Source organism: Polaribacter tangerinus (assembly GCF_038024095.1).
Classification (GTDB): domain Bacteria; phylum Bacteroidota; class Bacteroidia; order Flavobacteriales; family Flavobacteriaceae; genus Polaribacter; species Polaribacter tangerinus.
Map to the genome: position 1 here is coordinate 2,368,226 of NZ_CP150668.1, position 18,021 is coordinate 2,386,246.

An 18,021-nucleotide genomic window follows, 5' to 3' on the forward strand; every position below is an offset into this window, starting at 1 on the left:
TTTTGCAACAATTTATTTTATTATTGATGAGGTATTACCTCTACATTCTGATTAAATAAATATACTTTTTTAGACGACAATTCTAAGCACTCAAATCGAGTTCTTCTTTTATTACCTCTTTTGTAAAGTGTGTTTTTAAAAATAAATAAGCCTCCTAACGGAATGTTAAAAATAAAGGCTTTGCCGCTTTCGGCAGCATTTCCTTTTAGAGCCAATGCCAATTTAGCATCAGAGTCTGTGCTTGCTTTAGGGTTTTTTAAGTAGTTTGCTAAATAAGGCAATATAGCATTTGGGTAAATATCAGGATTTAGAAAAGGAAGCATTAAATGCTGAAAAACAGCTTTCCATTCTTTACCATGTGGCTGTACTTTTCCGAATTTTTGGTGTGTTACATGATGAGCAATTTCATGAACGAGAGTAAGTAAAAACTGAAATTTATTAAGATTATTATTTACCGTAATCTGAAAACGACCATCTGGTAGACTTCTAAAATCGCCATGTTTTGTTTGTCGTTGGTTAACAATTTTTAATGTAAAATTATGTTGCTGAATTAAAAACTCAACATACGGAATAGCCTTTTTTGGTACAAAATCTTGGTAGCTCAAAGCGTATTTACTTTAAAAATTATTTATGGAGTAGAACTAGAAACTTGCAATACTTTACCATTATAAAATTTATTTCCTGTAAGTGAAAAATTATAAATGTAGTCTGCCATTTCTATTGCAGTAAGTGGCGCAATATACCCAGGAAAAGCCTCTTCTAACATTTCTGTTTGAACAGCCCCTAATGCTAGTACATTAAAAGCAATTTGTTGTTCTTTGTATTCTTCTGCCAATAACTCCGACAAAGTTATAACAGCTCCTTTTGCAGATGAGTAAGCAGCAAGACCAGGAAATTTCATGCTTCCTTGTATGCCTCCCATAGAGCTTATTGTAACTACATGACTTCCTTTTTGAAGAAACGGAATTAGTTTTTTAGTAATTTCTGCCACCGCAAAAACATTTACTTTATAAACGTCTAAGAAATCTGAAGATGATATTTCTGTAAAAGGTTTATTTACCAGTTTACCTGCATTGTTTACTAATATGTCTACTTTTGTCCAGTTATTTTCTATAAATGTACTTATTTTTTTTAAATCAGTATCGTTAGAAATATCAATAGGTAAAGCAGTAATATTTTGATGATTAATTTTATCAAGTGGTTCCGTATTTCTTGAAATAGCCAAAACATTGCAATTATTATTTGCAAATAGTTGTGCCAATTCAAAGCCTATTCCTCTACTAGTTCCTGTAATTACAACGTTTTTCATTAAAATAGTTTTAAAGCACCAAATTAAGTATTTTTTTATAGATTAAATCCTTAATTTAGCAGAAAATAGTAAGTGTTATTCTTTAATATTATTGCAAAAAATAAAATTAATAGAAGAACATCATTTGATAGTAAAGATTAAAAAAATGATTTAATGAGAAACAAGAATATCAATTTGTTTATTGTGATATTTTCGGTACTTACAATATTTATGAGTTTTACAGAAAGCAAATCAACTCAAAATTTATTTGGCTATGAGGTTAATGCCTGGTTAGTGAGAGGATTGTGGCTTTTAATAGGTTTGATATCTTACAAAAGGTATAAAGATAAAAAAGCCGAAGAGGAGTAATAAGTAGTAAATTTTTAATTGAAATCAATGTGTTGGTAAGCACCAACATCTGGGTTAGAACTTCTGTCTACACCTAAAATATCTATGTTATAAATAGTAGATTTTGCTTTTTCGATGGCATTACTTTTCGAGCCAATAACAAAATCATTGAGTATTGAATTTCTAAAATCGGCAGTACCATTTTTAATGATTGCTTGGTAATGGTTGCTTTTTGTGAAGTCCATTTCAGGTATTTCGGTTATCTCAGTATCTGTAGGATTAAATTTAACTAAGCTATTACTAACATTAAAATTAAAGATTGCACCTTCAACTTTATCAAAAAGAAGTTCAAAACTATTATTTCCTTCAAAAATACAATTGGTAAAACTTGCTTCTTTTAAGTTTGTAGCAGTTACAATTGTTTGTCCGTTTTGTTCACTAGTAAAAAAATTATTTACTAAAACTGCCGGTAAAGGTCTTATGCCATTATTCCAGAAGTTAGCAAACGTACAATGTGTAAAATTGTATGTACCACCAATGGTTGCTGCTAAAGATGCCTGACCTGCGGAACCAATTACTAAATTATAACCTTCTATATTAGTTTGTCTGGCTAAAATGCCGAAGTTTGCGTGGTTATAAATTTCGGTATTCGCTATTTTTAAAGTAGGGGAGGTAGCATGTCCTATACTGTCTATTAGAATTCCAATAATTCCATTTTTAATTTTTGCATGGTTTATTTCATTTTCTAAACTTCCGGCTCGCATCCAAATAGTTCCCCATTGCCCTGTAATGTTACTAAAACTGTTTTCTAATCTATCACCCTCAAAAATCACTTTTTCAGCGAGGGTTCCGTTTACCTTTAAAGACGCTTTTTTATCTACAATTAATCCAGAACTGTCATGAAAATAAATTTTTGCGCCTGCTTCTATAGTTAAGGTTTTGTTTTCTGGTACAGCTGCATAACCATATATAACGGTAGGTTTTACCTTGGTAAATGTAAGTTCATCATCTTTTAGAAAGCGTCCTTTTATTGAGGTTGGTTTACCATCCAACGACAAGCTGTCAATTTTCATTGAGATAGCATTTCTTCCAGGAAAAATAAAATTTGCATCTTCTATTAAAGTAACCAAATTTACACTTTGCTGCAGAATTCCAGTATCAAACAAAATTTTGTCTGTATATAAAGGACTTGCTTGATTTGTAATATCTACAGTAGTTTCAACAAAAATAAAAATGCTATCTTTAGCTAAAATATCTATGCTTTCAAAAGATTTTCCCGGAATCCCATCTACATTAAGACGGTAATTAGAGTTTGAGCCTTTTTCTAAAGATATTTTAGGTATTGTAATTGCTCTATTATTTTTATTATACACCCTTAAATTATAGGTAGCAGAGCTAATATTTGTAAATATGGTATCTAAAAAAACGGTGTCTTTAGAGAATTCTAGTTTACCACTACTTAGCACTGTAGAAAAATCTTTTCTGCAAGAAGCTGCAGCAATAAGTACAACACAACTTAATACATAAACTAGGTTTTTCATTATTGGGCTTTTCTTTTTTGTAAAGTTATTGTTACAACTAAACATTTATAAAATTATTGTGCTATTAGTTCTATTTCGAAAAGTTTCCCCCATTTTTTACCTGTAACAAACATTCTATTATTTTCTTTGTCAAAAGCGATACCGTTTAGCACTTCATCTTGTTCTACTAAATCTTGAGTCTTTCTCATCTCTTTCTCTAAACCTCTTAAATCTACAAGTCCTTCAGCCATTCCGGTTTTTAAATCGATAATAACTAACGTATTTTTTTGGTATTTATTTGCGTATAATTTTCCATTTATAACCTCTAACTCATTTAAATTGTCAACTGCTCTGTCATAAGTATATGCCTGAATATAATTGAGTTCTTCTTGAGTTTCTTTGTCTAAAAACCAAATTTTATTTGTTCCATCAGATTTAATGAGTGCATTTTCATTTTGAGTTAATCCCCAACCTTCCTTACTTTTTTTGTATCGAAATTCTTTAATGAGTTTAAATGTATTTAAATCGTACACAAAACCTTTTTCTGCTTCCCAAGTTAACCAAATAATTTTGTCGTTAACAATGGTCATTCCTTCTCCGAAATACTTTTTATCTAGTGCAATTTCTTGTATAACCTCTCCTGTTTTTAAGGCTACTTTTCGAAGTCTAGACTCGCCTCTACGACCGGTAGTTTCATATAGAAAACCTTTATAATATTCCAGTCCTTGTGTATATGAGCTGGTATCATGCGGATAAGTATTTATAATTTTATATGAATAAATTGTTGGTTTTTTGTTTGCAAATACCTCTATAAAACCATTTTTCTTCTTGGTTTTTCCATCAAAAAAAACGACTGCATTAATTGCGTGTTTTCCAACACCTAATATTTTGGTATCAATTTTTGCACTGTTGTTGTTAGAGGCAATTTCTTTACCATTTACATAAAATATAATTTTTTCAAATTTCTTTTTATTTTTTTCAAACAACTTTACGGTAATAACATCATTTAATACCACTTTTTTGGGTATTTCTAAAGAAAAAATATAAGGGTCGTTACAAGAAATTATAGCCGACAAACTTGTAAATAATACAATTATGAGTGCTTTTATTTTCATTATATTAATAGTTTCTGAGATTTAATTTTGTAAATATTCAAAAAAAGTACCTTTGTATGCAACTTTTAAGCCTTAAAAGATAGCTAATTTTAAATGCATTACCTTTTAATTAAATAAAAACAATTTATTTATTTGTTAATTAAAAAATATGGTTAAATTTGCAAACTCAAAATAGTAAAGAACAACTATTTAGAAATTTGAGAAAAGACTTACCAACTTTTCTTTATCAAACATAACATTAAAGTATAAAACATTATAACAATGAAAAAAGGAATTCATCCAGAAAATTACAGAATGGTAGCGTTTAAAGACATGTCTAACGAAGACGTATTTTTAACGCGTTCTACCGTAGACACTAAAGAAACTTTAGAAGTAGATGGTGTTGAGTATCCTTTAGTAAAATTAGAGATTTCTAGAACATCTCACCCATTTTACACTGGTAAATCTAAACTTATTGATGCTGCAGGGCGTATTGACAAGTTCAAAAACAAATATGCAAAATTCAAAAAAGACTAACTTTTTAAGAATTTTAATCATACTTAAAACTCCAACTTTTTGTTGGAGTTTTTTTTTATTCATTATTTTTATCATTTTATTTTAGCGTTCCCTTTTAGGTCGGGCTTTACATCACAATCTTTTTCTATTGTTAATAATTGTAGGTAATTATTATTGTCAATTTTTAGAGCAATTGTTACATACGTTAAGAAAAAGGATTTTCTTTCCAATCCCTAACGCAACAATTTGCAAAGTATTTTACTTTTTTCAATTGAATAGATTATTTTTGTTTGCTTAAAAAACTTAAAATTAGAAATACCATCCTAGCTATTTTATTATTAGCAACTATATTATTTGGTTTGTTGGTTTATTTTATACCGCAGTTAGGAACCATAATTTTACTATCTATCTCCAGTATTCTTACCTTAGTTGCTATTTCAGATAGTTTACAAACAAGGCACTCCTTATTACGTTCATTTCCTTTGGTGGCAAGATTACGTTGGTTGTTTGAAGATGAGAGAGAAAAAATTCAACAATATTTTATCGAAGATAATTTAAACGGAACACCTATTAGCAGAGAAAAGAGAAGTATTGTTTATCAACGTTCAAAACTTCAAAAAGAAACCATTCCTTTCGGTACTCAGCATAATGTGTACAAAAAAGGTTATGAGTTTGTAAAACATTCTATGTTCCCAAAAGACCATCACAAAATTACAGGAGAAAGAATTATTGTTGGTTCAGATAAGTGCACTCAAAAATACAATTGCTCTATTGTAAATATTTCAGCAATGTCTTTTGGCTCTTTAAGTAAAAACGCCATTATTGCTCTAAATCAAGGAGCAAAAATGGGAAATTTTGCTCATAACACTGGCGAAGGCGGTATTTCTCCATATCACTTACATGGTGGCGATTTAATTTTTCAAGTAGGAACTGGGTATTTTGGTGCAGGAAAATCTGTAAACGGAAAGCGAGTTTTCGACGCAGACATTTTTAGAGAAAACGCTAACAAACCAGCAGTTAAAATGATAGAAATTAAGTTTTCTCAAGGTGCAAAGCCTGGTCATGGAGGTATTTTGCCAGCCAAAAAGAATACACCCGAAATTGCTCAAATTAGGTCTGTAGAGGTTGGAACACAAGTAGACTCACCACCCGGACACTCGGCATTTTCTAATTACAAAGAAATGATTGATTTTATACAACAAGTAAGAGAGTTGGCTAATGGTAAGCCTGTGGGTATAAAATTGTGTGTTGGAAATAATAAGGAAATTGAAGAAATGATTGCTGCATTTGCTTCGGCAGATAATTATCCAGATTTTATTTCTGTAGACGGTGGTGAAGGAGGCACAGGATCTGCACCCTTAGAATTTACAAACTATATTGGTACTCCATTATTAGAGGGATTGGTGTTTGTAAACAAATTACTTATAAAGTATCATTTAAAACATCAAATTAAAATTATAGCAAGTGGAAAAGCCGTAGATGCTTTTGATATAGTACGTTACTTGGCGCTAGGTGCAGATGCTATTGGTATGGCACGTAGCTTTATGCTTAGTTTGGGTTGTATTCAAGCAAGAGAGTGCAATTTAGATACTTGTCCTGTTGGTGTTGCCACTCAAGATGAAGATTTGGTAAAAGCATTGGTGGTATCAAAGAAAAATGTACGTGTAAAAAATTACCATGATAAAACCTTGCAAGCGGTAAAAGAAATAACAGCAGCAATGGGAGAAGACTCTATAGGAAATATTACTGCAGATAAAATATACCGTCGTAAAACGGCAGATAAGGTAGTAAGTTTACAAGAAGTTTATTACTAATTTTCATGCCTAAAAGAAATGCAAAAATAAGGCAGAAAATACCTTGGCCCACCAAAGATGTGATGCAACAAATTTATGAGCAAAACTTATGGGGTAGCCACAATACTAAATTTTATTCAGGCGAAGGTTCTCACAAACCAGAAATAGTTACACCCTATTTAGAAAAGGTACAAGCATTTTTATCTTCTTTTACAACGCCAATTAGCATTTTAGATTTGGGTTGTGGCGATTTTAACATCGGAAAACAGTTAGTAGAATTTAGTAAAAGCTATATAGCAATAGACATTGTACCAAGTTTAATTAAGTATAATAAGCAAAAATTTGTAGCCAATAATTTAACATTTCTTTGTATAGATATAGTTACAGAACCTTTACCAGATTCCGATTGCATTATTCTTAGACAAGTTTTACAGCATTTATCAAATGCTGAGGTGCATCAAATTCTTAAGAAGTTAACTCAATTTAAATACATAATTTTAACAGAGCACCTTACAAATGAAAATTTTGAGCCCAACAAAGACATTATTTCTGGTCAGGGAATACGACTTAAAAAGAAAAGCGGTATAAATATTTTAGCACCTCCTTTTAATTTTAAAGTGAAAGAATATAAAGAATTACAACATACAAAATTGTTGAATGGTAAAGGGTGTATTGTTACATATTTATACCGTGTTTTTTAATTTCTGTAAATTGTATTTTAGACACTAAGTAGCTATTTTTAAGATGTAAATACCTGTTAGTAAGGTAGTTGAATTTAACAGGTACTTTTAAAGGTAGGTTTGTTTTAGCAGTAAACAATACACGTTTTTGTATCATTTCTTTTTCATAAAAAAAAGCCGTTTCTATCAGAAACGGCTTTACTATGTATTTGTAAAAGATGTTTACTCCATATAATCTTCTATTGGGCTGCAAGAGCAAATTAAATTTCTATCACCATACGCATCATCTACTCGTCTAACCGTTGGCCAGAACTTGTTATCAGCAATATAAGGCAATGGAAATGCTGCTTGTTTTCTAGAGTATGGAAGTGTCCAATCATCTGCAGTTAACATTTCTTGTGTATGTGGAGCATTCTTTAACGGATTATTTTCGTTGTCTTTAGAGGCTTGTCTTATTTCTTCACGAATAGCAATCATTGCATCACAAAAACGATCTAGTTCTTCTAAATTTTCAGATTCCGTAGGCTCTATCATCATCGTACCATTTACAGGAAAAGAAACTGTAGGTGCATGAAAACCATAATCCATTAAGCGCTTTGCAATATCTACTACTTCTATACCGTTATTTTTAAAATCTCTACAATCAATAATCATTTCATGAGCCGCTCTTCCTTTTTCTCCGGTATACAAAGTAGGGTAGTGGTTTTCCAAGCGCTCTTTTATGTAATTAGCATTTAAAATTGCAAGTTTTGTGGCATTAGTAAGTCCTTTAGAGCCTAACATTGTAATGTATCCATAAGAAATTAAACATGCCAAAGCAGAACCCCAAGGAGCCGCAGAAATAGCTGTAATTGCTTTTTCACCTCCAGTAGGAATAATTGGGTTAGATGGTAAAAAAGGCACTAATTGTTTGGCAACACATATTGGGCCAACTCCTGGGCCACCGCCACCATGCGGAATGGCAAATGTTTTGTGAAGGTTAAGGTGACATACATCTGCACCAATTGTAGCAGGATTTGTAAGACCTACTTGTGCATTCATATTTGCGCCATCCATATAAACTTGTCCGCCATTATCATGAATAATTTTGGTAATTTCTTGAATTTCACTTTCAAAAACTCCGTGAGTAGAAGGATAAGTAACCATTAAAGCAGCAAGATTATCGGAATGTTTAGACACTTTTTCTCGTAAATCATCAACATCGATATTTCCATTTTCTGCTGTTTTTGTAACCACTACTTTCATTCCTGCCATTACTGCAGATGCTGGGTTGGTACCGTGTGCTGAAGCAGGAATAATACAAATATTTCTATGGCCTTCATTTCTAGAACGGTGGTAAGCTCTAATAGTCATTAAACCAGCAAACTCTCCTTGAGCACCTGAGTTGGGTTGTAAAGAAGTACCAGCAAAACCAGTAACTATATTTAGCTGATGTTCTAATTTTTGTAAAACTTCATGATACCCTTCTGCCTGATTTAAAGGTACAAAAGGATGAATGTTTCCCCATTGTGGATTGCTGAGTGGTAACATTTCTGCAGCTGCATTTAGCTTCATGGTACAAGAACCTAAAGAAATCATAGAATGGTTTAACGCCAAATCTTTACGTTCTAATTTTTTTATGTAACGCATCATAGCTGTTTCAGATTGATACGTGTTAAAAATATCATTATCTAAAAAAGAAGAGCTTCTTTCGGTATTTTTTTCAATTGCATTTCCGTTAGTAATCGAAGAAATTTCTTTTTTAGGAAGAGCTAGTGCAGTTGTAAAAACATGAATAATTGCATTGATTTCTTTTAAACCTACAGTTTCATTAATCGAAATTGATATTGTTTCATTATCTATGTAATTAAAATTTATTTGATGTGCCTCTGCTACTTCTTTTATTTTTAATGCAGGAGCCTTTACAACAATAGTATCAAAATACGCAGTATTTGTTTGTGTAAGCCCTAATTCTTGTAAAGCATTAGAAAGTGCAACGGTATGGTTATGAACAGTATCTGCAATAAATTGTATTCCGTTTTTACCGTGATATACAGCATACATGCCAGCCATAACAGCAAGTAAAACCTGAGCAGTACAAATATTAGAAGTTGCTCTTTCTCTTTTTATGTGTTGTTCTCTAGTTTGCAATGCCATTCTAAGAGCTCGCTTTCCGTTTGTATCTTTGGTAACACCAATTATTCTTCCAGGTATGCTTCTTTTGTATGCTTCTTTTGTTGCAAAAAATGCAGCATGCGGCCCACCATATCCAAGAGGAATACCAAAACGTTGAGTGGTTCCTACTACAACAGAAACACCAAAATCTCCTGGTGCTTTAAGTTTAACTAACGATAAAATGTCTGCAGCAACAGCTACTTTTATATCCTTGTCAGTTGCTTTTTTTACAAAATTTTCATAATCAAAAATTTGACCATACTTTCCTGGGTATTGCAATATTGCCCCGAAGAAGTCATCAGAAAAATCGAAATTTTCATGATTTCCAATTACGAGTTCAATTCCAATAGGTGTGGCTCTTGTTTCTAGTAGAGATAAAGTTTGTGGTAAAACTTCATCAGAAACAAAAAATTTATGTGCTCCGGCTTTTTTCTTTGCCCGTTCTCTTACATCAAATAATAATGCCATTGCCTCTGCAGCAGCAGTTGCCTCGTCTAATAAAGAGGCATTAGCCAATTCCATACCCGTTAAATCGCACACCATGGTTTGGTAGTTTAAAAGGGCTTCTAACCTTCCTTGAGCAATTTCTGCCTGGTATGGAGTATAAGCAGTGTACCACCCAGGATTTTCTAGAATATTTCGTTGAATAACCGCTGGAACGATAGCCTCATGATAGCCAAGACCTATGTAGCTTTTGTACACTTTATTTTTTTCTGAAAGTTCTTTAATATGCGCTAAATACTCATATTCGCTCACTGCAGGTTCTAAATCCAGTTCATTTTTTAAACGGATATTATCAGGCACAGTTTCATTTATAAGTTGGTCTAAATCAGCCGCTTTAATAGTTGCTAACATTTTTTCTTGTTCCTGTATGTTAGGACCAATATGTCTACGTTGAAACGAATTTGTATTCATTAAATAAAGTTTTGTTATGACTTAATTTTAAGTTTGTTATAGTTGTGTTATTCGTAAAAAAAACCGTTCATTTTTCACGATTCAAAAATAAGGAATAAAACAATTACTCTCTCTATAGAAAAACTATAAAAATCCGTTAATTATTAACTAAATTTAAATCTTATAAACAGAAGCGTTATTTTTGTTTAATGAACATTTTAAAATCTTTTATTGGCTTTTATTTAAATGCAAGTATTCATGTGGCTTTAGCAGTATGTGCAATGGTAAAAGTTACACGTTATTACTTAAACATTTCTGATGACCCATATTTAGATTTTTTTATCTTTTTTGGAACAATTACTGGGTATAATTTTGTAAAATATGCAGGAGTTGCAAAATTACACCACAGAAGCCTTACAAGAAACTTACAAAAGATTCAAATATTTTCTTTGTGCTCTTTTATAGCCATGCTTTATTTTGCCGATTACGTTTCTTTTAAAACCTTACTTTATGTCTTGCCATTTTCGTTATTAACACTTTTTTATGCCATTCCTTTTTTAAGTGGATTTGCTCGAAATTTACGACAAGTAAGTTATTTAAAAATTATAGTAGTTGCTTTGGTTTGGGCCGGTTTTACAGTGTTGATTCCTTCTGTAAACAGTAATTTACCAACAACTTACATCACTTTGTTGCTTTTTTTACAGCGATTTTTAATTGTAGTTGTACTCATTTTTCCTTTTGATATTAGAGATGTAAAATATGATGCCATTTCTTTACAAACTATTCCTAAAAAAATTGGTGTTCAACAAACCAAAAGAATGGGATTAGGAATCATGATAATAACTTTATTAATTCAGTATGCATTACCCACGCCAAATGCAGTGAACTCAATATTTATGATTTTCTTTTTTTTAGTTGTTATTGCAGTAATGCGCGCCAAAATAAATCAGTCTAAATACTATAGTTCTTTTTGGGTAGAATCGTTACCAATTATTTGGTGGCTTCTACTTTTAGGATATGATAATTTACGATAAAAAAAACATAATTTTTTATCAACTTAAATAAATATGATATGAAATAAAGTAGATTTCATAAAACTTAAAAAATGCTTTTTAATACCCTCTGATATTTGTAGATTTACGCAACATACATCAACCAAGATTTTAAAAATGAACCTTACAAAAAGAAATTACATCTTCGATTTCGATAGTACCTTAACAAGAGTAGAAGCATTGGATGTTTTGGCAGAAATTACCTTAAAAAATAATCCTAAGAAAGAGGCTATTATTCAGGAAATAATAGACATTACAAATTTAGGAATTGATGGCGAAATTTCATTTACCGAATCTTTAGAAAGAAGAATTAAACTTTTAAAGGCCAATAAGGCAGATTTAGGAAGTTTAGTGGCTGCTTTAAAAAAGCAAGTTTCTAAGTCGATAGAAAGTAATAAAGAATTTTTTGAGGAATTTGCAGACGATATTTATGTTATTTCTTGCGGATTTAAAGAGTTTATAGATCCTATAGTAAAAGAATATAACATTCCTTCAGAAAGGGTATTTGCCAATACTTTTGAATTTGCAAAAGATGGCGAAATTATTGGGTTCGATGCCACAAATGTACTCTCTAAGCACAATGGTAAAATACAATGTTTAAAAGACATGAAGTTGCAAGGAGAAATACAAGTTATTGGAGATGGTTATAGCGATTATGTAACCAGAGAAGCGGGTGTTGCAGACAAATTTTTTGCATACACAGAAAACGTTTCTAGAGAAAAAACTACAGAAAACGCCGATCATATTACACCAAATTTAGATGAATTTTTATACATAAACGATTTGCCAAGAAATATTTCATACCCTAAGAATAGAATAAAAATATTACTATTAGAAAATGTACATTCAGATGCATTTACAAAATTATCATCAGACGGATTTTCTGTAGAAACAGTTTCTAAAAGTTTGTCTGAAAGTGAGTTGATAGAAAAAATTAAAGACGTACATGTTTTAGGAATTAGATCTAAAACAACGGTTACAAAAAAGGTAATTGAGGCGGCAGAAAAGTTAATGGTAGTAAGTGCTTTTTGTATTGGTACCAAACAAATAGATTTAGACGCTTGTAAAGAAAAAGGAATTGTAGTTTTTAATGCGCCTTATAGCAATACTCGTTCGGTAGTAGAGCTAGCAATTGGAGAAATTATTATGCTGATGCGTTCGGTGTTTCAAAGAAGTACAGAATTACATAATGGGCAATGGAACAAAACTGCAGAAGGTTCTAGAGAAGTTCGAGGAAAAAAGTTAGGAATAGTTGGTTACGGTAACATAGGCTCGCAGCTTTCTATTTTAGCAGAAGCTTTAGGTATGGATGTGTATTATTACGATGTAGAAGATAAATTAGCTTTAGGGAACGCTACTAAGTTAGATACTCTAGAAGAGCTTTTGGCGCTTTCAGATGTAGTTACTTTACATGTAGATGATCATGCTGCCAACAAAAACTTTTTTGGAGAAAAAGAAATTTCTTTAATGAAAGATGGCGCACACTTAATAAATTTATCTAGAGGTTTTGTAGTAGATATACATGCTTTGGTAAATGGTATTAAAACAAAAAAACTTGCGGGTGTTGCTGTAGATGTATATCCAGAAGAGCCAGCAAAAAATGGCGAATTTTACACAGAGCTAAAAGGGTTACCAAATGTAATTTTAACACCACACGTTGGTGGAAGTACCGAAGAAGCACAAAGAGATATTGCCGATTTTGTACCAAATAAAATTATGGCATATATAAACTCTGGTAATACCGTAGATGCTGTAAACTTCCCAAATATTCGTTTGCCAAGACAAACCAATGCACACCGTTTTTTACACATTCATAAAAATGTGCCAGGTGTAATGGCAAAAATAAATGAGATTTTAGCTAAATACGACTTAAATATTAACGGTCAATATTTATCAACAGACCCAAAAGTGGGCTATGTAATTACAGATTTAGATAAAGAATACAACAAAGAAGTTTTAGAGGCACTAAGAAACATAGAAGGTACTATTAAGTTTAGAGTGTTGTATTAATTGTTTTTTTTTTTTCTTATATTTATAAGTATTAGTAAAATAGGTGTTTTTCCCCTTTTTTTGTATTTGTAATTGATCTTACTTTTGTTAAAAAAAAATATGAAAAACTTACAGAAAAAACTTTGTTTTAATACCATTTCTTTTGCTTGTCTTTTTATTGGGATGTCAAAAGGAAGATCAATTTATAGAGAACCCTACCACAACTAATTTATCTGAAAGTGATACAGACTATGGTGCATATAAAGAAATATATTACCAAGGTTTTTTAGTAAAACATAGATTTGGTACTACAGAAGAAGAGTTAAAAGAAGAACATTCTTTAGAGTACACGCAAAATCTGCATATTCGGAAGCCGAATTACCTGGTCCTAATGCTATATTAGAGGCTTCTAAAGTTGTATTAGTAAATTTCCCATACCAGAAGATAGAAGGTTATAATTTAGTTAATTTACAATTAAGCAACGATTTAGATGTAAATATGATTACTACAGATTTTACAAATTTTACAGACCAAGACATACACCCAAATAATGTAGTAATAGACCAGTATTATTCTCAAAATTTAGATTATTCAGTTTTACAAGAAATTGCAAATAATCCAACAATATATGATGGTTTAGACAATCAAAATTTAGCAAGAAAAGATATATTTAGAGAGTTTTTAATCTATACTTGCTCTATAGCGCAAGCAATAGCTAATAATTATGGCTACGTTAGAGGTAGTATTGCTTATGTTTTAGCTGCTGACAGAGCAGATACTTCTTCTACAAGCTACTATCCAAATCTTGACGAAGCAAATTCTAGAAGAGATGCTTATAGGCATATTTTGTGGAATTCTTTATTAGCTCAGTACTATTTTACAGTTTCATCTAAAGCAAATAGAGTTGGTTTTGCAACCATTATAGCAACTGCTAGAGAAGCCGCAATCTGTTTAGGTAAAAATGCTGAGGATTCAAAAGAAATGGATTTTCATAATAACTATATTGGTAGAAAGAATTGGGGAGATAATACAACGTATCGTAAAGTTTTTGGTTTTATAGTTGGTTTAAATAAACCTAGTACATCTCAGTTAAAAGACTATGCTTTGCATACTGTTGAAAAGGTAAGTTGCTACATTGTTAAGGAAGAAAACCCTAATAATACTTTTGATTATACAACATCAGAAACCAAACAACAAATTTTAAATATACACCAAAATACAGCAGTTTATTTTATTGGTCCAATTGCACCAAAACAAAGTAGAACGACTGTTACAAATGATTATTCTGATTGCACAGGTACTTCTAGTCCAAATGAACCTATGATTTTTGGAAGTCAAAATTCAGGTACTGTAGCACCAGATGACCCTTGTATAAGAAAAGTATATACAACTACTCTTGTAAACTCATGCTTTATTTCTGACGATAATACTTTTATACCTAACCCTAATTCTATTTAAAATGAAAACAAAAAATATATTTTTAGTAGCAATTTCTTTACTTTTTATGGTTTCTTGTGGAGATCCTGGAGGAGAAACTGTTTATGACGGTTTCTCAATAGTTATATCTAATAATTCAGATCAATCTTATAGTGTACGCAAAATAATTGTAGGAGGTTTAAATAACAACCTATTTGTACCAACAGATTCTATAATACCATCAACAGATATAGTAATTGGAAGTAATTTTTTAGAATCTGTTTTTTTAGATGCAAATAGATGGAAACCTGATTTAGATAAAATAAGAAGTATACCTTCAGAACGTTGTTATTTTAAATTAAAATTATCTAATGGTAGAGAAGAAATGTTAGTTTTTTTTAATTCAACAGAACTTTTTAATTTAAAACTACCAAACACTGAAAATTTTGTTGGTGACTATGGTAGTTTAATTTTTACTGTTTTTAATGCAGAGGTAGTTGGAGATGTTGCAGATAGAGAAGATTAATTTTTTAATCTGTTTTTAATAATAAAATGAAAACAAAAAATATATTTTTAGTAGCAATTTCTTTAATTCTTATAGTTTCTTGTGGAGATCCAGGAGGAGAACAAATCTTTGACGGCTTTTCTGTTTCTTTTATAAACAGAACAGACCAAACATTAGATGCTAAAATTTTAGTTGGGGGAATTAGCGATGGCGTTTTTTATCCCACAGATTCTATTATAGCAAAAAATGTAAAAACAGGTACAATTATGAATGGTTATTTTAAAGATACAGATAGATGGAAACCAGATTTAGATAAAATTAGAATGATACCTTCAGAACGTTGTTATTTTAAGTTAAAGTTATCTAACAACAGAGAGGAGTTATTAACAGAATTTAATTCCACAGAACTCTTTAATTTAATTTTACCATCAGCATCTCATTTTATTGGAGATTACGGTAAATTATTTTTTACTTTTAATGATTCTGAAACTTGGGCCGATGTGGGAGAACGTATTGATTAATTTTAATAAACATTATAAATCTTATTATCACAAAAATATACATATAACTTTAGTAATTTTCTTAATTCTTATAGTTTCTTGTGGAGACCCTGGAGGAGAACAGATATTTGATGGTTTTTCTGTTTCTTTTATAAACAGAACAGACCAAACATTAGATGCTAAAATTTTAGTTGGGGGATTTAGTGATGGCGTTTTTTATCCCACAGATTCTATTATAGCAAAAAATGTAAAAACAGGTACAATTATGAATGGATATTTTGAAGATGCAGATAGATGGAAACCAGATTTAGATAAAATTAGAAACATACCTTTAGAACGCTCTTATTTTAAGTTAAAATTGTCTAATGGCAGAGAAGAAATGTTGACTGTTTTCAATTCAACAGAACTTTTTAATTTAAAATTACCAAATACTAAAAATTTTGTTGGAGATTATGGTAGGTTATTTGTTACTATTTTTGATACAGAAGTAATTGGTAGAGCAGTAGAAATGGAATAATATAATAACTTAAAAATAAATGATTATGAAAAAATAATAGCAATCATCATTTTAGTAGTTTCATTTATTTGTTCTAATAATGAAGAAGACTCAATAGAAGTTGTGCCACCAGAAGTGGTGGTAAGTCCAGTAGTTGGTGTTTGGAAATTAACAGCTATTACAGCAATGGGACAAAATTTTATAAACGATTGCAAGAGAAAAGATAAAGTAGAGGTACGTGCAAACAAAACATTTACAATAACCTCTCATTTTGAGGATAATAATTGCGAAATTCAAATGAGTTCTGGTACTTGGAGGGATAATTTAAATAGTACTTTTAATTTTACAGTAGCTGGTGAGACACAAGTTTTTACATTAACTTCAGATAATTCCTTAACCTTTAGTTTTCAACAAGATTCTGAGACTGTTGTGTATTCCTACACAAAATAAATTTAGTTTTTAATGTATTTAAAGAACTTACAGTTTTAACAGTCTGTAAGGTCTTTTTTTTGTTAAATAAGTTAGTATTAGTTATTGGCTTAATTTTTTAAGATATTATAAATCTAACTTTTCTTTCAAATCAATAATATTTTTGTCTTGTACCCCCAAATAACGTTTACTACCTAAATATCTATTCTTATTAAAAGCATCATAATTAGGTTGTGTTTCATCCATAGAACTCAAATGCACATTTCCAGAAGCGTGTATAAACTCCATTTTATCGTTTCCTAACCATATACCAACATGTACAACTTTCTGTTTCTTTTCTGATGTTGCTTTGGTTCCAAAAAACAATAAATCGCCTTTTTGTAAATCAGAAAAATCTAAATCTGAATCTACAGTTTTACCAGCATTTATTTGCTGAGAAGCATCTCTAGGAATTACAAAACCATTTAGTAAATACACCATTTTTGTAAAGCCACTACAATCTACACCCTTGGCAGAAGTTCCGCCCCATAAATATGGAAAACCGTTCATTTTTCTAGCAATTTGCTCTACGTTATCTGGCGTAGGATGTAAGTTTTGCAACCAGTTTTTATAAATTAAAGCATTACTTTTTTTAACAAAACCTTTTCTTTTATCAGGATAGGAAACTTCGTAAAAGTTAGCATCTTCAGAAACATATTGTAAAATTCCCCCTAAGGTAATGTCAGAAATAATATTTGATTTGTCATTATTATCTGTATAAACATAACCAAAATTTTTGGTAAAAATTATTTTTTTAGCAGCATTCCAAGATGCCAATTCTTCTTTGGTCATTTTAGTAATTCCGCCTTTGTCTACCCAAGAAATGTAATTATCAGGGGTTTGAATTTGATAAAAATCGCCTTTTTTATCTAAAATTTTTAAAGACATACCTAACAGACCTTGTGTGCCTAATTCTGCAGAATGTTTTGGTGCAGATCTTATATTAATTACAGAATTTTTGGCAACTGCAAACATTTTTGTGCCAACAACAGTATCTGGTAAAACTCTAATTTTATTTATAAAATCTACCTCTAAAGATTGTAAACTATCTAATAATTTCTGATAACCTTCTTTAGAATCTGTTACACCATAAGCAATAATTTTTTGGTCTTTAGTATCAAAATTAATATCATAAATAGCCACTCTTTTATCTGGAGCATATTGCGTCTTTATACTCTGGTTAACAGCTTCTAAACCATTTACTAAAATAGAATTATTACTACAAGAAGTTAGGGTTAAAACAAATAATAGCGTTGTAATTTTTTGAAATTTCATTGTACTCTTTTCTAGATTGATAAAAAATAAAGG

The 18,021-nt window shown here is 30.8% G+C and carries 18 protein-coding genes; 12 read left to right on the forward strand and 6 right to left on the reverse strand.

Annotated features, from left to right (window positions below):
• Positions 1–20 precede the first annotated feature (20 nt).
• Both WHD54_RS10405 and WHD54_RS10410 read right to left on the reverse strand, forming a co-directional pair.
• Positions 21–605: a SprT-like domain-containing protein gene (locus WHD54_RS10405; protein ID WP_088323487.1), complete on the reverse strand. Its 585-nt coding sequence runs from the start codon at positions 603–605 to the stop codon at positions 21–23.
• A 23-nt stretch (positions 606–628) separates the two neighbouring features.
• Positions 629–1,309 carry an SDR family NAD(P)-dependent oxidoreductase gene (locus tag WHD54_RS10410; protein WP_088323486.1) on the reverse strand — a complete coding sequence of 227 codons (681 nt, stop codon included), beginning with the start codon at positions 1,307–1,309 and terminating at the stop codon, positions 629–631.
• Positions 1,310–1,462: 153 nt separating this feature from the next.
• Here WHD54_RS10410 and WHD54_RS10415 point away from each other — a divergent pair, with 153 nt between their 5' ends.
• Positions 1,463–1,657 (forward strand): hypothetical protein, encoded by a 195-nt coding sequence (locus WHD54_RS10415; RefSeq protein WP_143744243.1) that lies wholly within the window; start codon positions 1,463–1,465, stop codon positions 1,655–1,657.
• Between the two features lie 14 nt (positions 1,658–1,671).
• Here the strand turns inward: WHD54_RS10415 and WHD54_RS10420 are convergent, their stop codons facing one another.
• Both WHD54_RS10420 and WHD54_RS10425 read right to left on the reverse strand, forming a co-directional pair.
• Entirely contained in the window at positions 1,672–3,177 is a 1,506-nt protein-coding gene (locus WHD54_RS10420; protein WP_088323485.1) for a hypothetical protein, read from the reverse strand.
• 53 nt (positions 3,178–3,230) lie between these two features.
• A complete protein-coding gene (locus tag WHD54_RS10425; protein ID WP_088323484.1) occupies positions 3,231–4,271 on the reverse strand; it encodes a glutaminyl-peptide cyclotransferase in 1,041 nt (346 codons plus the stop codon).
• Positions 4,272–4,532: 261 nt separating this feature from the next.
• Here WHD54_RS10425 and WHD54_RS10430 point away from each other — a divergent pair, with 261 nt between their 5' ends.
• The 3 genes from WHD54_RS10430 (at position 4,533) to WHD54_RS10440 (ending at position 7,260) form a co-directional block, all read left to right on the forward strand.
• Positions 4,533–4,787: a type B 50S ribosomal protein L31 gene (locus WHD54_RS10430; protein WP_026777064.1), complete on the forward strand. Its 255-nt coding sequence runs from the start codon at positions 4,533–4,535 to the stop codon at positions 4,785–4,787.
• A gap of 269 nt (positions 4,788–5,056) precedes the next feature.
• Complete coding sequence (locus tag WHD54_RS10435; RefSeq protein ID WP_233130976.1) at positions 5,057–6,580, forward strand: FMN-binding glutamate synthase family protein; 1,524 nt, start codon at positions 5,057–5,059, stop codon at positions 6,578–6,580.
• Positions 6,581–6,585: 5 nt separating this feature from the next.
• Positions 6,586–7,260 carry a class I SAM-dependent methyltransferase gene (locus WHD54_RS10440; protein WP_088323483.1) on the forward strand — a complete coding sequence of 225 codons (675 nt, stop codon included), beginning with the start codon at positions 6,586–6,588 and terminating at the stop codon, positions 7,258–7,260.
• 201 nt (positions 7,261–7,461) lie between these two features.
• Here the strand turns inward: WHD54_RS10440 and gcvP are convergent, their stop codons facing one another.
• Positions 7,462–10,308 (reverse strand): aminomethyl-transferring glycine dehydrogenase, encoded by a 2,847-nt coding sequence (gene gcvP, locus WHD54_RS10445; RefSeq protein WP_088323481.1) that lies wholly within the window; start codon positions 10,306–10,308, stop codon positions 7,462–7,464.
• A gap of 188 nt (positions 10,309–10,496) precedes the next feature.
• Here gcvP and WHD54_RS10450 point away from each other — a divergent pair, with 188 nt between their 5' ends.
• From WHD54_RS10450 to WHD54_RS10485, 8 genes are all read left to right on the forward strand, one after another.
• A complete protein-coding gene (locus WHD54_RS10450; RefSeq protein WP_088323480.1) occupies positions 10,497–11,321 on the forward strand; it encodes a hypothetical protein in 825 nt (274 codons plus the stop codon).
• 135 nt (positions 11,322–11,456) lie between these two features.
• Positions 11,457–13,349, forward strand: coding sequence for a phosphoglycerate dehydrogenase (gene serA, locus WHD54_RS10455; RefSeq protein ID WP_088323479.1), 1,893 nt, complete (start codon positions 11,457–11,459; stop codon positions 13,347–13,349).
• Between the two features lie 142 nt (positions 13,350–13,491).
• Positions 13,492–13,731 carry a hypothetical protein gene (locus WHD54_RS10460; protein ID WP_143744242.1) on the forward strand — a complete coding sequence of 80 codons (240 nt, stop codon included), beginning with the start codon at positions 13,492–13,494 and terminating at the stop codon, positions 13,729–13,731.
• Between the two features lie 95 nt (positions 13,732–13,826).
• Positions 13,827–14,786 carry a DUF6973 domain-containing protein gene (locus WHD54_RS10465; RefSeq protein WP_088323477.1) on the forward strand — a complete coding sequence of 320 codons (960 nt, stop codon included), beginning with the start codon at positions 13,827–13,829 and terminating at the stop codon, positions 14,784–14,786.
• 1 nt (position 14,787) lies between these two features.
• A complete protein-coding gene (locus tag WHD54_RS10470; protein WP_088323476.1) occupies positions 14,788–15,270 on the forward strand; it encodes a hypothetical protein in 483 nt (160 codons plus the stop codon).
• A gap of 26 nt (positions 15,271–15,296) precedes the next feature.
• Positions 15,297–15,770, forward strand: a complete 474-nt coding sequence (locus tag WHD54_RS10475; protein ID WP_088323475.1) for a hypothetical protein — start codon at positions 15,297–15,299, stop codon at positions 15,768–15,770.
• A complete protein-coding gene (locus WHD54_RS10480; protein ID WP_088323474.1) occupies positions 15,748–16,266 on the forward strand; it encodes a hypothetical protein in 519 nt (172 codons plus the stop codon). Before WHD54_RS10475 ends, WHD54_RS10480 begins: the two co-directional genes overlap by 23 nt.
• 102 nt (positions 16,267–16,368) lie before the next feature.
• Positions 16,369–16,695 (forward strand): lipocalin family protein, encoded by a 327-nt coding sequence (locus WHD54_RS10485; protein WP_088323473.1) that lies wholly within the window; start codon positions 16,369–16,371, stop codon positions 16,693–16,695.
• A gap of 105 nt (positions 16,696–16,800) precedes the next feature.
• Here WHD54_RS10485 and WHD54_RS10490 read toward each other — a convergent pair whose 3' ends face one another.
• Positions 16,801–17,988 carry a C40 family peptidase gene (locus tag WHD54_RS10490; RefSeq protein ID WP_088323472.1) on the reverse strand — a complete coding sequence of 396 codons (1,188 nt, stop codon included), beginning with the start codon at positions 17,986–17,988 and terminating at the stop codon, positions 16,801–16,803.
• Positions 17,989–18,021 lie beyond the last annotated feature (33 nt).